The sequence below is a fragment of the Brevibacillus massiliensis genome (assembly GCF_000311785.1).
In the GTDB taxonomy this organism is placed as follows: Bacteria; Bacillota; Bacilli; order Brevibacillales; family Brevibacillaceae; genus Brevibacillus_C; species Brevibacillus_C massiliensis.
Genome location: NZ_HE978547.1, coordinates 39,025 through 53,593, shown reverse-complemented (window position 1 = coordinate 53,593; position 14,569 = coordinate 39,025). Strand labels below are relative to the sequence as shown.

16 protein-coding genes and 1 pseudogene are annotated in these 14,569 nt (G+C 51.4%); 12 read left to right on the top strand and 5 right to left on the bottom strand.

Annotated elements, in window-relative coordinates; all coding sequences use genetic code 11:
• The first annotated feature begins 110 nt into the window (after window positions 1-110).
• From HGBM_RS21455 to HGBM_RS21420, 8 genes are all read left to right on the top strand, one after another.
• Window positions 111-854 (top strand): VWA domain-containing protein, encoded by a 744-nt coding sequence (locus tag HGBM_RS21455; RefSeq protein ID WP_035287667.1) that lies wholly within the window; start codon window positions 111-113, stop codon window positions 852-854.
• Window positions 844-1,761 carry a protein kinase domain-containing protein gene (locus tag HGBM_RS21450; RefSeq protein ID WP_026074585.1) on the top strand — a complete coding sequence of 306 codons (918 nt, stop codon included), beginning with the start codon at window positions 844-846 and terminating at the stop codon, window positions 1,759-1,761. The genes HGBM_RS21455 and HGBM_RS21450 overlap by 11 nt, the downstream gene beginning before the upstream one ends.
• Before the next feature lie 12 nt (window positions 1,762-1,773).
• Window positions 1,774-2,526, top strand: coding sequence for a threonine/serine exporter family protein (locus tag HGBM_RS21445; RefSeq protein WP_019123146.1), 753 nt, complete (start codon window positions 1,774-1,776; stop codon window positions 2,524-2,526).
• A gap of 4 nt (window positions 2,527-2,530) precedes the next feature.
• Window positions 2,531-2,995: a threonine/serine exporter family protein gene (locus HGBM_RS21440; RefSeq protein ID WP_019123145.1), complete on the top strand. Its 465-nt coding sequence runs from the start codon at window positions 2,531-2,533 to the stop codon at window positions 2,993-2,995.
• Window positions 2,967-4,406 carry a tRNA lysidine(34) synthetase TilS gene (tilS, locus tag HGBM_RS21435; RefSeq protein ID WP_019123144.1) on the top strand — a complete coding sequence of 480 codons (1,440 nt, stop codon included), beginning with the start codon at window positions 2,967-2,969 and terminating at the stop codon, window positions 4,404-4,406. The genes HGBM_RS21440 and tilS overlap by 29 nt, the downstream gene beginning before the upstream one ends.
• Complete coding sequence (gene hpt, locus HGBM_RS21430; RefSeq protein ID WP_019123143.1) at window positions 4,396-4,935, top strand: hypoxanthine phosphoribosyltransferase; 540 nt, start codon at window positions 4,396-4,398, stop codon at window positions 4,933-4,935. The genes tilS and hpt overlap by 11 nt, the downstream gene beginning before the upstream one ends.
• A 71-nt stretch (window positions 4,936-5,006) precedes the next feature.
• Complete coding sequence (ftsH, locus tag HGBM_RS21425) at window positions 5,007-6,965, top strand: ATP-dependent zinc metalloprotease FtsH (RefSeq protein WP_019123142.1); 1,959 nt, start codon at window positions 5,007-5,009, stop codon at window positions 6,963-6,965.
• A 48-nt stretch (window positions 6,966-7,013) separates the two neighbouring features.
• A complete protein-coding gene (locus tag HGBM_RS21420) occupies window positions 7,014-7,874 on the top strand; it encodes a Cof-type HAD-IIB family hydrolase (protein WP_315969979.1) in 861 nt (286 codons plus the stop codon).
• 67 nt (window positions 7,875-7,941) lie between these two features.
• On the opposite strand, the gene HGBM_RS21415 is transcribed toward HGBM_RS21420, so the two are convergent.
• Window positions 7,942-8,433 (bottom strand): PCYCGC motif-containing (lipo)protein, encoded by a 492-nt coding sequence (locus HGBM_RS21415; protein ID WP_019123140.1) that lies wholly within the window; start codon window positions 8,431-8,433, stop codon window positions 7,942-7,944.
• A 203-nt stretch (window positions 8,434-8,636) separates the two neighbouring features.
• Window positions 8,637-10,082: pseudogene (locus HGBM_RS28220) on the bottom strand (RNA-guided endonuclease InsQ/TnpB family protein).
• A gap of 306 nt (window positions 10,083-10,388) precedes the next feature.
• Between HGBM_RS28220 and HGBM_RS21395 the strand changes: the two are divergent.
• The 4 genes from HGBM_RS21395 (at window position 10,389) to HGBM_RS21380 (ending at window position 13,423) form a co-directional block, all read left to right on the top strand.
• A complete protein-coding gene (locus tag HGBM_RS21395; protein ID WP_390621006.1) occupies window positions 10,389-11,153 on the top strand; it encodes a metal ABC transporter ATP-binding protein in 765 nt (254 codons plus the stop codon).
• A gap of 44 nt (window positions 11,154-11,197) precedes the next feature.
• Complete coding sequence (locus tag HGBM_RS21390; RefSeq protein ID WP_019123137.1) at window positions 11,198-12,040, top strand: metal ABC transporter permease; 843 nt, start codon at window positions 11,198-11,200, stop codon at window positions 12,038-12,040.
• Between the two features lie 7 nt (window positions 12,041-12,047).
• Window positions 12,048-12,467, top strand: a complete 420-nt coding sequence (locus HGBM_RS21385; RefSeq protein ID WP_019123136.1) for a Fur family transcriptional regulator — start codon at window positions 12,048-12,050, stop codon at window positions 12,465-12,467.
• A 191-nt stretch (window positions 12,468-12,658) separates the two neighbouring features.
• Window positions 12,659-13,423 carry a type III pantothenate kinase gene (locus HGBM_RS21380; protein ID WP_019123135.1) on the top strand — a complete coding sequence of 255 codons (765 nt, stop codon included), beginning with the start codon at window positions 12,659-12,661 and terminating at the stop codon, window positions 13,421-13,423.
• 63 nt (window positions 13,424-13,486) lie between these two features.
• On the opposite strand, the gene HGBM_RS21375 is transcribed toward HGBM_RS21380, so the two are convergent.
• Genes HGBM_RS21375 through HGBM_RS21365 form a run of 3 tightly spaced genes read right to left on the bottom strand, consistent with a single transcriptional unit; the run spans window position 13,487 to window position 14,489 of the window.
• Window positions 13,487-13,681: a hypothetical protein gene (locus tag HGBM_RS21375; protein ID WP_019123134.1), complete on the bottom strand. Its 195-nt coding sequence runs from the start codon at window positions 13,679-13,681 to the stop codon at window positions 13,487-13,489.
• A 26-nt stretch (window positions 13,682-13,707) separates the two neighbouring features.
• The gene (locus HGBM_RS21370; RefSeq protein WP_342626548.1) at window positions 13,708-14,190 is read right to left on the bottom strand and encodes a GAF domain-containing protein; all 483 of its coding nucleotides are present in this window, start codon (window positions 14,188-14,190) and stop codon (window positions 13,708-13,710) included.
• 20 nt (window positions 14,191-14,210) lie between these two features.
• Window positions 14,211-14,489 (bottom strand): hypothetical protein, encoded by a 279-nt coding sequence (locus HGBM_RS21365; protein ID WP_019123132.1) that lies wholly within the window; start codon window positions 14,487-14,489, stop codon window positions 14,211-14,213.
• Window positions 14,490-14,569 lie beyond the last annotated feature (80 nt).

The following is a 14,569-nucleotide window of genomic DNA, read 5'->3' as shown; positions in this document are numbered from 1 at the left end:
AGCGCTTCAAGAAGAGGAGGGGTTTATCAGGTATGTTTCTCTATCTCCCGGTCGATAATGATAGATAACTTAGTAGATTGGGGAGATGGACAGTGAAAAAACTGGCAACGATGCGTCAAATCCTCGTCGTGACAGACGGCTGCTCGAATACTGGTATCAGCCCCATTGCAGCAGCGGCTCTGGCCAGGGAGCAGGGAATTACGGTAAACGTCATTGGTGTGATAGATCGGGACCAGATGGAAGCGCAAGGCGAGCGGGAAATCCGCGAATTAGCCCAAGCAGGGGGCGGTTTGAGCGATATTGTCTACGCTTCACAGCTGGCTCAAACGGTTCAGATGCTGACGCGCAAGGCGATGACCAAAACGATTCAACATGTTGTAAACCAGGAGTTAAAAGAGATTTTGGGTAATTCCGACATTGAAGGGCTGCCCCCGGAAAAACGGATGCAAGTGGCAGGGATGATGGATGATCTGGGCGAGCGGTCCAACCTGGACGTCGTCATGCTTGTCGACACGTCGGGCAGCATGAAACCAAAGCTGTTTGCAGTCCAGCAGGCGATACACGACTGCAGTGTCAGCCTGCGTTCGCGGAGCGGGAAAAGCCGGATGGCCGTCTGTTCATTTCCTGGGAAATATAGTCACATGGAAGTCCGCATACCGTGGACGGATCAGGTGGAGAAGGTCTATCAATTGACGGATGGACTGACGATGAGCGGCATCACGCCAACTGGTCCGGCGATTGTTGAAGCGATGGCTTTGTTTGAACAGAATGAGCTTCCCTCTGGCTTGCCTGACGAATACGGTTCCCGGGGGCCAAATGACGATGAGGGCTTGCTGCGTGACCATGTCTTCTAACCTGGGACATCCGTTTGTGCCAAGGGAATTTCGCGGCAAATGGAACCGGAGTGCCTATTGCATTCAAGGTGAATTGGGCCGAGGGGCCAATGGTCGTGTCTTCTTGGCTCACAGCGCCGGAAAAAAAGTGGCGGTGAAGGTAGGTTCAGAAGCATTTGATATACTAATGGAAGTAAATATGTTAAAAAATGTAAAACCGTTGTCGGGCATGCCCATCGGTCCCAGGCTCTATGAAGTAGACGATATCGTGGTGCAAGGGAAGCCGCTTACCTTCTACGCCATGGAGTACGTGGAGGGGGAAATGCTCGATGTCTTTGTCGAGCGGGCGGGACGCGACTGGATCCCTATCTTGATGATTCAATTGCTCTCCCGTTTACATATCCTGCACATTCAGGGCTGGGTATTTGGCGATGTAAAACCGGAAAATGTGATGATCTCCGGGAAAGACAGACAGATGCGGCTGATCGATTTTGGCGGGGTCAGCAAAATCGGCCATGCTGTACGCCAGTTTACGGAAGAATACGATCGCGGGGCCTGGAAGGCGGGGGACCGCCGAGCGGAACCCGGGTACGATCTGTTTGCTGTTGCCGTCTTGATGGTGAGGCTGGCGATCGGCAAAGAAGCCTGGCGAAGAATCAGTCAACAGGAGCGCAATACCCAGACGCTTTGTGATATAATACGAAGCGATAGCAACCTTTACCCTTTTCGCCAGCCGTTAATACATGCGCTATGCGGAAAGCAGGCATCTGCGCAGGCGATGAAAAATGAAATGGTAGCTGCCCTGCAAGGGCGGACGGAAAATAGACCAAAGGGGAAGAGGCAAGATACGCTTGGCACGTGGATTGGCGGGATGTTTGTCGCGTCCTTGCTGCTCTCGGCCGGGTTATTGTATCTCGCTTGGATGTGAGGGATGGGGAGAATGCTGCCTGATGATCTCGTGATGGAGACTTGTTTGCTGGCAGGTGAAATTATGCTCAGAAGCGGCGGGGAAACCTACCGTGTAGAGACGACGATGGCGATGATCGCCCAGTCTGCCGGTATGGAAAGCGTCCACAGCTTTGTCACGCCGACCAGCATCATCTTTTCCTATCGGAGCGGCGAAAGAAGCCTGACCCGAATGATACGGATACCCGAGCGAACCATCGACCTGAACAAGGTAACAATGGTAAATCAGGTTTCCCGTTCTGTTGTATCGGGCGGCATGGCGATACAGGAAGCGTACCGTCGGCTGCAGGAAATTGATCAGGAAAAGCGGCAGTACCCGAACTGGCTGCAAAATCTGGCGGCTGGCGTAGCCAGCGGCTCTTTTGCTGTTTTGCAGGGAGGATCCGGCTATGACCTGCTGCCTACCGCCATTGCGGGACTATGCGTCAACATCAGCTCCGGTTATTTTCAGCAAATCCTGCGGATCAAGTTTTTTGCCGAATTCATGTCGGCTTTTCTCGGCGGCTTGATTGTTTACTGCTTTTGTCTGCTGTTTCCCGTCCTGCATTTGAACCTGATGATCATCGGGGCGATGATCCCGCTGTTTCCGGGACTGGCTGTAACCAATTCACTGCGGGACTTGATGGCAGGAGATCTGATCGCGGGCATATCACGCGGAGTCGAAGCGCTTTTGACGGCCCTGGCTGTCGCCGTAGCGACCGCACTTATTCTTTCTTTTGGCAGGTGATAAGATGTTCTGGCTGACCGGTCTGAGTTTAAGTCTCGTCTCCAGCCTGGCGTACGGCATGTTGTTCAACATACCGGTAAGGACATTGCTTGCCGGAGGATTTATCGGCATGTCCGGTTGGGCAACGCTGCGTCTGGTGTCCGTTATTGGGGAATTTCAAAGCCAGTATACGATATTTATCGCTGCTTCGGTGGTGTCGCTGCTCAGCCAGCTGCTATCGATTTGGCTGCGGGTTCCGTCGACTGTCTTTAGCGTTGCCGGGATCCTGCCGCTGGTCCCCGGTTCGACCGCATACAAAGCGATGCTGACGTTTGTGAATGGCGATCTCCTCGGGGGGCTGGCTTTAGGGGTGAAGACATCCATGGAGGCCGGAGCGATCGCAGCCGGACTCATTCTCGGTCTATCCGTGTTTACCCTGTGGAAAGGATTTGTGGTCCGTTATGCTCGCTCGCATCAAAGAGATCATTGAGAGACAGCAGCTTTTGCTCCCCAATGAGACGATTGTGGTCGGTGTTTCAGGCGGGGTGGACTCCACTGCTTTGTTGCATATCCTCTGTAGATTAAATCAACAATATCAATACAACTGGGTGCTTCACGCCGTTCATCTGAATCACGGGTTTCGCGGCGAAGAGTCGGATGGCGATGAACGGTACGTTGAATCACTCTGCCAGGTCCTGGGTGTCCGCTGCCACCTGTTTGCCCGCGATGTTTCCTTATATATGGAGGAAACCCGGCAGGGCGCCCAGGAAGCAAGCCGTGAGGTCAGGTATCAGTTGTACGAGCGGGTGGCGAAGCAGGTGGGAGCGGCAAAAGTGGCGCTTGCCCACCATGCAGACGATCAAGTCGAGACAATCCTCTTTCGCATATTGCGGGGGACCGGCATCCACGGATTGGCCGGGATGCCGGTTCGCCGCTGGCTGGTAGATGGGCAGATCGAGGTCGTACGGCCGTTTTTGTCCATTTACAGGTCGGAGCTGGAGGAGTATTGCCAAACGCACGGCCTGGAGCCGCGTGAGGACAGCAGCAACCGCTCGCGCAAGTACAAGCGAAACAAATTGCGGTTGGATGTATTGCCGCAGTTTGAAGCGATCAATCATCGCTATCGGGAACACCTGCTTCAGCTTGCCGAGGCCGCGCGAATCGACGATCAATGCCTGAATCGCCTCAGCAGGGATTATCTGGAAGAGGTTATAGAGACCCGCTTGGAGAATAAGATAGTAATTGCCAGAAAGAAGTTGCAAACTTGTGACCTTGCTTTACAAAGGAGAATGATTACACTAATATTAAGTTATCTGTCAAGAAAAATCGAATGGTCTGCGCAGCATGTGGAGGCCGTTTTGCACGTCGCAGATGGCGAAAATCCATCTGCTGTCCTTCACCTGCCAAAACAGGTAGTCGTCAGACGAGTGTACGACGCGATTCGATTTGAAAAAGAAACTGGGCCAAAGCAGCACACTGCTTATTGTTACGATATAGAGGTTCCGGGAATTACGTGGCTTTCTGAACAGGGGATCAACATTCGCACTGCTGTTGCTGACGCTCCTTTTGATTGGAAGTCCATGTCGCTCTATACGGCAGTGTTTGATGTGGAACGGCTGCCTTCAGGAACGTTAGCGGTTCGAAATCGGCGGCCGGGAGACCGGATGAGCCTGCTGGGTTTGACTGGCACCAAAAAGCTGAAGGACCTCATGATCGATGCCAAGGTGCCGAAAGCATTGCGGGAAAGGTGGCCTATACTTGTTTCGGACAGCCAAATCCTTTGGGTGCCGGGGGTAAAAAGGTCTGACGTAGCTGCTGTAACGCAGCGGACCCGAAAGTATTTATTCGTTCAAGTGGAGTATGGAGAAGACTGGTGGGAGGTTCCTGGCAATGGACAATGACATCAAAGAGATATTGCTGACAGAAAGACAAATCGCGGATAAGGTACAAGAATTAGGAAAGCAGCTCAGTGATGAGTATCGTGGCAAAAACCCATTAGTCATCTGCGTACTGAAAGGTGCAGTTGTATTTATGGCTGATTTGATCCGTCAGATTGACATTCCTTGTGAAATGGATTTTATGGCTGTCTCCAGTTACGGCAATAGTACCGAATCGACTGGAGTTGTTCGCATTCTCAAGGATCTGGATACGCCTGTACAGAACCGTCACGTCCTGATTGTAGAGGACATCATGGACAGCGGTCTGACGCTGAGCAGATTGGTAGAGCAGCTGAAACATCGGGAAGCGGCCTCTGTCAAGGTAGTCACCCTGTTAAACAAACCGGAAAGGCGCAAAGTAGACATTTCCCCTGATTACAGCGGATTTACGATTCCTGACGAGTTTGTTGTCGGTTTTGGACTGGATTATGGTGAAAAGTATCGTAATCTGCCGTACATTGGAATCCTCAAGCCGGAAGTATATTCCAAGTAACCTTGTTGAGATTCCTGGATACCATGTGATAAAATGAGGGAAGTGTCTTTTTTCGCGAGAGGAGGTAAGCAATGAATCGTTTTTTTCGTAATACTGGGTTCTATTTACTGATTTTCCTTGTCACGGTTGGGATCGTGAACTTTGTCCTCTCCGGGACCGAAAAAACAACGCAGATGTCTTACCAAGAATTTCGTACGGAATTGCTAAACGATAATGTATTGCAACTAACGCTTCGCCCTGACGGGGGTACATATCGGGTTGACGGGAAATTAAAGAAGGCCCAAACCGGCCATGAGTCATTTACAACCAATGTTCCGCTGTCTGACTCAGTAGTACAACTGATTAATGATAAGATTGATTCGGGACAAATAAACGGGGCGGATTTTAAACCCGCGGAAGGCAATAACATTTGGCTGACGTTCCTCACTTCCATCATTCCGTTTGTCATCATCTTCATTCTGTTCTTCTTCCTGTTGAATCAGGCCCAAGGCGGCGGCAGCCGGGTCATGAACTTCGGGAAGAGCCGCGCCAAGCTTTACAATGACGAGAAGAAGCGCGTTACGTTTGACGACGTAGCTGGAGCTGATGAGGAAAAGGCAGAGCTAGTCGAAGTAGTCGAGTTCCTGAAGGATCCGCGTAAGTTTGCTGCGGTTGGGGCCCGCATCCCAAAAGGGGTTTTGCTGGTAGGACCGCCGGGTACAGGGAAAACCTTGCTTGCCCGGGCAGTCGCCGGGGAAGCGGGTGTTCCGTTCTTCAGCATCTCCGGTTCCGATTTCGTGGAGATGTTCGTCGGGGTCGGTGCCTCCCGTGTCCGCGACCTGTTTGAAAACGCCAAGAAAAACGCGCCCTGCATTATCTTTATTGACGAGATTGACGCTGTGGGACGCCAGCGCGGCGCCGGTCTGGGCGGGGGTCACGACGAACGCGAGCAGACGTTGAACCAATTGCTTGTTGAGATGGACGGCTTTGGAGCGAACGAAGGGATCATTATCGTCGCTGCGACGAACCGCCCGGATATCCTCGACCCTGCGCTTCTGCGTCCGGGACGTTTTGACCGTCAAATCACGGTTGACCGGCCGGATGTGAAGGGACGGGAAGCAGTATTGAGAGTCCACGCCCGCAACAAACCGCTGGGCGACGATATCGATCTGGACATTATCGCCCGCCGTACCCCAGGCTTTACCGGGGCCGATCTGGAAAACCTCTTGAATGAGGCCGCGCTGCTTACAGCCCGGAAGAACAAAAAACAGATCAATATGGATGAGGTTGACGATGCGATCGACCGCGTCATCGCCGGTCCAGCTAAAAAATCCCGCGTGATCAGCGATGATGAAAAGCGCCTGGTCGCGTATCACGAAGCCGGCCACACGATCGTCGGCTACCACTTGAAGAACGCCGACATGGTGCACAAGGTGACCATTATCCCGCGTGGTCAGGCAGGCGGTTATACGGTAATGCTGCCGAAAGAAGACCGCTATTTTGCGACCAAAGGCGATTTGCTCGACAAGATTGTCGGGCTGCTCGGCGGACGGGTCGCAGAGGAACTGGTGCTTGGCGACATCAGTACCGGGGCTCATAACGACTTCCAGCGCGCAACCGCGATTGCCCGCAGCATGATTACGGAATATGGAATGAGCCGTCTTGGACCGATGCAGTTTGGCCGCTCGCAGGGCCAGGTTTTCCTGGGCCGCGATATTGGCCATGAACGGAATTACTCGGAACAGATTGCCTACGAGATCGATCAGGAGATGCAGCGTATCATCAACGAACAGTACCAGCGCTGTAAGGATCTCTTGACAAAATATCGCGACCAGTTGGAGCTGATCGCGCAAACCCTGCTGAAAGTGGAAACATTGGACGCAGACCAAATCAAGCAATTGATTGAGACAGGCAAATTGGATGAGTCACCGAGTGAAAACTCCGGCGTACAGCTAAACATCATGACGAAGATTGATCCGATTATTACGGACCTCGATCAGGCGAGTAATAAGGAGAATCAGGACGACAAAGATAACAAAGACCAACAATAGGAGCGCCCTCAGGTGCTCCTTTTTTCACAAGGAGGGAGGAGGTTGAATGTGCCTTGCATAAAGCTGGCTGCATTTGATATGGACGGTACCCTGCTCACACGCGATTCCCGGATGACTGAGGTGACGAAGGAGGCATGCCGCAGGCTGCAGCAGGAGGGCTGCAAGCTGCTGCTCTCCACCGGGCGGACATTTGTCTCGGCGCGCATGCCGATCGACAACTTTCCTTTTGACGGGTATGTTTGCAGCAATGGCGCGGCCATTTTTGAACGGGATGGAAAGCTTGTTCAGTCCAGTCTTCTGCCGGGCAGGATAGTCGTGGAACTGGTTGAGCAAATCCGACAGCGTCCCGTTTACTACGAACTGCATGACACCGAGAGCAACCGCTGGATTATTCGGGAGGATCGGGAGCAAATCGACGAATTGCAAAAGACCGGGACAGGAGAGACGGGAGTTCTGCTGTCGCAGACAACGTTTTACCATCTGTCAAAAGGGATCGAGAAAGCCGAACTTTTTGACAGCATTCTTTCAGGGCAAATCAGCGTGGTAAAAATCTTTTTCTGGAGCGGCAGTCCGGCCGTGCTGGAATGGGTACGCGAGGTTGCGGCACCCTGGACCGAGGAAGCAGACATTACGTCATCGGGAATCAAGAATGTGGAGATCATGAAAAAAGGCGTCAACAAATGGGAAGGGCTGCAGTACTTTTTGAGAAAATGGGGGATCGATGCCGCCGACGTGGCTGCATTTGGCGACGCCGATAACGATCGGGACATCCTGTCCCGCGTCGGCCACTCGATCGCCATGGGGAACGCTTCGCAGTCGATCAAGGAACTGGCCCGCTACATTGCCAAGTCTAATGAGGAAGACGGCGTTGCGCAATTTATCCAGGAACACCTGCTGCAATCCAGCTAAAGCAAACAGGCTGCTTTTTCCTCTGGGAAAAAGCAGCCTGTGCACATCAAAGAGCTCGCTCAAAGAGTTAAGCTGGAGGCATTGGTGTCGGGGTAGGTTTGGCGTAGCCCTCTTTGTAGTGATCGTCGATAATCTGCCGAATTTCCGTCAGGGATTTTCCCTGGTCCTTTAATCCGCTTGCCACGTATGCGATTTCGAGACACGTGCCGCAGCGGGTACCGTGGTCATCCCAGACAACGGAGCCGTCCTCTTTCACCTCGTTAATGAAGCAGTGCTGGTTATTCAAGTGACCGGCACTCTCACCGCAACCGCAATAGCAAGGCATATATTCCAACACGTCAATGTGTTTGGCGGCGATTTGGTATACCTCTTTTATCTGTGGATCGACTGATTCCAGGAATGTTGGCGTTTCATCCAGGGAAGCGGTCGTTTCTTGCAGATCACCGCCCACAGCGTGGTGCTGCTTTCCGCTTGTCTCCGGCGCGGATTGCGAAGAAGCGCATCCCGTGAGGAGTGAAAAGGCAAGTACGCTTACCAAGGCTAAGCGGGGGGGTCTCATCGACTGTAACCTCCTTTTACCGATTGGGCTTCATTTACAAAAAACCGGCTGTACAGTCGAAGCCGGATTCCCATCAGAATTGTCCACGCTCATTATATCACATGAAAAAAAGTTTCTGAAACCAGAAATGAATGAATACTCCCGCCACTTACCATCGCTCGGGCTCCGGTTGAAGTGGGGGTTTCTGGTGTATCAATCGCAAGCTAACGAATGCGGAGCACCAGTGGTGCCCGCACGTTGACGGACTGAGTACCGTCCAACCCCTCTATCCCATGAGCCGAAGCGGTTGGGACTACTTTTCGCAGGATATTGGCCGAACGTTCACATCGGCATTGACCAAGCCTTTCCCACTCTTATATAAGCCGCGTTTGATCCGTTTTCCAGAGAACCGATGTGTGGCTCCTTGTTCATAGGGAGGCAGGGGATCACCATCCAGAAAACTGGCCTTGGAAGTATAGGCTTCTTCTGTGAATTGCACGTTAATCCCCCGCCGGGCTGCTTTGTATTGGATCATAGTAGTCAACAGATGATGGGGGATATGACAAAAGGACTGGTTGTTTCTTTTGCCGATGTTGGCTTTTTGTTTCCAGCCCGGATTATGTCCGATGACGATCGCCCCGATGTTTTGCTGGACAGCAAGCTGGACAATCTGGTAGCTTGCCTTGTGAAACAGGTCTTTCATTTTGCGATGCCGAATGTGATGCAAACGCTCTAATCGCTTGGAGGTATGCTGTCCTTCTTTCGGTTCCTTTCCTTGACGAAGGATGCCCAGAAAATGAGCTTTCCTCTTGTTGTAATACTGATTGATCGCTTGATATGCTTGCCCTTCACCAATACCGGACGCGAACCCGTTGTAGTGACAATGGTTGCAAGATTATCAATGCCGAGATCAATCGCCATGTACTTGCCTTTTTCCGTCATCTTGGTTTCGAGCGGACAGGCAAAGATCAATTCAACGACGTATTGCCCATATCTCGGAACAACTCGTAACTGTCTCAACTTTCCCACGGTATTCCCAGGCTTGCCGATATTTAGTCGCTGGTTAGTTTTTGGGAATTTGAGAAACTTCCCTTCTTTTATAGTGCAATCCTGATTCGTGAACAGGATTTCCTTTTCTTTCGCACGACTGTATGCCGGAATCCTGGGTTTCCGGTATATTTGTCTGGATGTTGACGATAGTCCTTGATGCTCGCGAAGAAGGATTGCCAATTTTGAAATACACCCTTCATCACCCATTGACTGCATTGGGTCGGAAGGGAGCGATACTCTTTTTGTTCCATGATTTTGAATAAACTGTCCAAAAAATGATAGTCGATGTAAGGGCTTTCTTTAGTTGGCAGAACGAATTCATTGCATCGAATCCTTTTGACGCTGTTCCACGGGTTTTTGTTGTTCCTTTGCCACTTTTGACCGATAGGCTTGGCGTTGTCGTTCGTTCATCGCTTCCGATAATGAATCGTGTTTAGTGCTTCTTTTTGCAGGGGTTGCAGAGGTTTTTGTTGCCGGAGTGCAGTGTATGCTTGTCGGATATAAAAATTGGTGATGTTATATAAATGCTTGGCGTTTTGACACATCTGTTTACAATAAGGGAATAAGCGATGCCCTTTCTTGATGCAGATATGAAACGTTTTGTAATGATGATCAGACATGATTTCACCCCCTTTGAGCAAACGTGCGTTCCCTTCCATTCTACCAGTTTTTGTTTGAAAGTGGTAGATTTTTTTCCACCTGCACGAAGCGCTTGGCAAAGCCAGGAATTCATAAGTATGTCCAAGATGTTACCGATTCACCTCCCCCTTAGTATCTTGCGGCGCTTGAAGAGGGAGTCCTCTCGGTGGGCATGATAGATTGTAACAGATTCAAATCGGAATAGGTCTTATTTACATCACCCTGGCATATGGGTATAATAAAACAGGAACAACATAAATCGGAATGATTATGAAATGGTGATGTATATGGAACAGAATGAAGAGGCGGTTGTCAGATTATCTTCCGTTTCGTTTCAATATGAGGGAAAGACGGTATTGGAAAGAATAGACTTCTCGCTGCGTCGAGGCGACTTTGTAGGAATCGTCGGGCCGAATGGTTCGGGGAAATCTACCATGATGAAGCTGATACTAGGGCTGCTGACGCCGACGGAGGGGACTGTCGAATTGTTAGGCAAGCCTTTGTCTTCTTTTCGCGACTGGACCAAGGTTGGCTACGTGGCGCAGCAGGCGGCCCACGGAACGGGCGGCTTTCCCGCCACGGTAAGAGAAGTCGTCAGTTCCGGACTGGTCGGCAAACTGGGATTGTTTCGTCGCTTTCGGGCCGAACATCATGCGAAGGTAGCTGAGGTCATCCGGCGTGTCGGTCTGGAGGAAAAGGCTGAAGAGCGGATCGGCAGCTTGTCCGGCGGGCAGCTGCAGCGGGTCTTTATCGCCAGGGCACTTGTGTCGGAGCCGGAATTGTTGGTGTTAGACGAGCCAACGGTGGGAGTGGATCAGGATTCCATCGAGCAATTTTACGAGCTGCTTCGTTCCTTAAAGGAAGAAAAAGGCATGACGATGATGATCGTCAGCCACGATGTCGGCGTGATGACGCAATGGGTCAACAAAGTGGCCTGTCTGCAGCGGCGCCTGCATTTTCACGGCTCAACAGACGACTTTGCCCACAACCAGGACCGCATTCTGCAGTCGATGTACGGCGAAGGCATTCGCCTTTTGGCCCACAGTCATTGACAGCCAGATGAGATGGCATAGGATCCAAGGAGAAGGAGACGGTTATGTTAGCGGACTTTTGGCATTATGATTTTTTGCGTTATACGTTGTTTTCCGGCATTTTAATCGGCTTGATCTGCCCGGTGCTGGGGACGTTTCTCGTCGTCCGGCGGTTGTCGATGATGGCTGACGGCCTGTCGCATGTCACGCTGTCCGGGGTGGCGGCGGGAATGCTGCTGTCAAAAAAAGTGGCGATGCTGGGTGGTGTCAACCCGCTGTTCTTCGGGATGGCGTTTTCGGTAGTCGGCTCGCTGTTTATCGAGCGGCTGCGGAAATTGTACAGAGCGTATCAGGATTTGGCGATTCCGATCATCATCTCGGCCGGATTGGGCCTGTTTACGGTTTTGGTCAGTATCGCAAAAGGGTTTAACGCGGATCTGTACTCGTATCTTTTCGGCAAGATCGTCACAGTTACGGCCAGTGATTTGTGGGCCTTGGTCGGTGTAAGCGTCGTCGTGGCCGGGACGGTTCTTTTGATTTACAAAGAACTCTTCGTCGTTTCGTTTGACGAGGAGTTCGCCCGTGTCTCCGGTGTCGCCCGAAATGTGATCAATCTGTGGTTTATGGTTCTCGTTGCGCTGACGATTGCAGCTTCCATGCGGATTGTCGGGGTGCTTCTGATCTCCGCTTTAATTACGATTCCCGTGGCCGCCAGCCTGCAGATTGCCCGCAGTTTTCGGCAGGCGATCTGGATTGCGATCTTGATTGCGGAGACCTCGGTGCTCTCAGGCTTGTACTTTTCCTATTTACTTGACTGGGCATCAGGCGGTACGATTGTATTGATAGCCGTCTTGTTATTGATCGGAGTGCTTGGCGTTAAACGGATAAAGACGAGAAGGGGGGAATAAAGACATCATGACTGTGGAGGAAGCATTGCAAATGCTTAAGGATAATGGTTTTAAGTACACGGGAAAGCGGGAGGAAATCATTCGCATCTGTGCTGAGCAAAAACGTTACCTCTCCGCAAAAGATATCTTGGAACTGATGAAAGAAGAGTATCCAACCCTGAGTTTTGATACGGTTTACCGCAATCTGTCCACATTTGTTCAATTGGGCATTCTGGAAGAGACGGAGCTGGATGGAGAGGGCAAATACCGTCTGGCGTGCTCTCGGCACGGACACCATCACCACCATGTCATCTGCACGGTGTGCGGCAGAACTTCTTCGCTGCCCGACTGTCCGATGAACATCATGTCTCATCTGCCTGATGACTTTCAGGTAACTGGACATAAGTTTGAAGTGTACGGAACGTGTAAAGAGTGTTCAACGGTTTAAACCTTTTGAGCGATTCTGTGACGGGTTGATCAAATGGTCAGGCAAGAGCCGACAGAGCTTTCCTTTTACAGGGGCATTCCGGCTCTTTTTTTGCTGGGAGCAGTGACTGGGTGGGCGACCAAATCAGCGATATATTCCAGCCTTTTTGTTATAATAAGTGGAGCAATGATGACGTAGAGGGGTTTTGGGCGATGTTATTGGTGATCGACGTAGGGAATACCAACATCGTACTTGGCATGTATCAGGGCGAGGAGCTCATCCACCACTGGCGCATCGCCAGCGACCGCAACAAGACAGAGGACGAATACGGCATGTTGGTGGGCAGTTTGTTTCAGAATGCGGGTTTGACGTTCAAACAGATTGACGGCGTGATCGTATCTTCTGTTGTTCCTCCGCTGAACTTCTCCATCGAGAGCATGTGCATGAAGTACTTTCGGAAAAAACCGCTGGTCGTCGGGCCAGGCGTGAAGACCGGGTTAAACATCAAATCTGAGTACCCGCGCGAAGTGGGAGCGGACCGAATCGTCAACGCGGTGGCGGCTATCCATTATTACGGCACTCCACTGGTGATCGTCGACTTCGGGACGGCTTCGACGTTTTGCTATGTCGATGAACAGGCGCGTTACTGGGGCGGAGCGATCGCTCCGGGGATCGGCATTTCTACCGAGGCGTTGTTCAGCCGGGCGGCCAAACTGCCCAGGATTGAGATTGCGAAACCGCCGAGTGTTGTCGGACGAAATACGATTGCATCCATGCAGTCAGGGGTATTCTACGGCTTTATCGGCCAAGTCGAGGGCATCGTCTGGAGAATGAAGGCGGAGACCAGGTCCAATCCAAAAGTGATCGCGACAGGGGGATTGGCGGCGCTGATTGCCGATGAGACCGACAGTATCGATATCGTCGATCCGAATTTGACGCTGAAGGGGCTGCGGTTGATATACGAACGAAATACATAAAAATGAAGCCACAATGCTTAGGCGCTGTGGCTTCATTTTTTTGGTGCATGCTAAAGCAGGCACTCACACGATCTGTTTATCTTCCAGAATCTTGGATTTGGTGATGCGCAGCAGCCGTTCGTTGGTCTTTTGCTGTTCTGCTTCAACCTGTTCTATCTCCCGGATAATTTCATCGTAACGCTCCTGGGAGATGACTCCCTTTTCCAGGGCCAACCTGGCCGCGATTCGCATGAATGGAGCTTGTTCGCAGCTGATCATGTGAATCACTCCCTCATCGAGTGTTGTCAAGCTTGCTTTTTCTCTGGTTTGGACGCTGCTATTTCCGTGACGGAAAGCAATCTCATATACTCTTCCATTGCACCCTCTATCATGCAGCCGTAAAGCTCGCAAATCATTTTTACATGTTCTTTCATCGGGTGAAGCGCGTCAACCGTGAGGACACCCCATCTCCCAATCGGAATGCAAATGAGCGCCAGGTACGGACTGCTGGATTCGGGATTGGGTTCCCAGTCGTCATTTTCCCTGACGTTGTCGAGCACGATGGTTTGTCCTCTGCGGAACGATTTTCCGGCAATGGACCTCTCGATGTCGAGCCTTCTGTTTCTCAGATAGTGGTCGGGAAAACCGGCACTGGCGTGCAGCAGGATCAGCTCGCCGCCCGATTCGATCCAAAGGCCGCATCTGTGCCGTTCGCCGGGACGGTATTTTACATCGGAAGCCAATGCCTCCACCAAGCGTTGAAATAGATTGTGAACCTCTGCGAGCAGCTCGTGTTCCTGAACTTTTTTCAGGCGTTCAACTGATTCAAATACACTTGGGCATTCTCCAACGCCCGGCTTATTTGCGAGGCTATTTCGGAGCTCTCCCGGCTTTTATCCCGTTCTTTGCTGATCTCGTCCTGCAGAATGGCCAGTCTGTTTTCGCGCCCCATCGCATCGGAAAACCGTTTGGCGCCGAGAATAAACCAGATCAAAACAACTGCCAAGGTCAGCAAGATGAGTCCTGCGGTAACGGAAAAAAACCAATCTGGAAGGCGATTAAACAACTCTTTCCAAAAATCGCTCATAACCGTTGTTACCTTTCTGCAGTATGGGACACAACACAGGCGCAAGGTCGAAACTATCAATTGTCAGATCTATTATACCG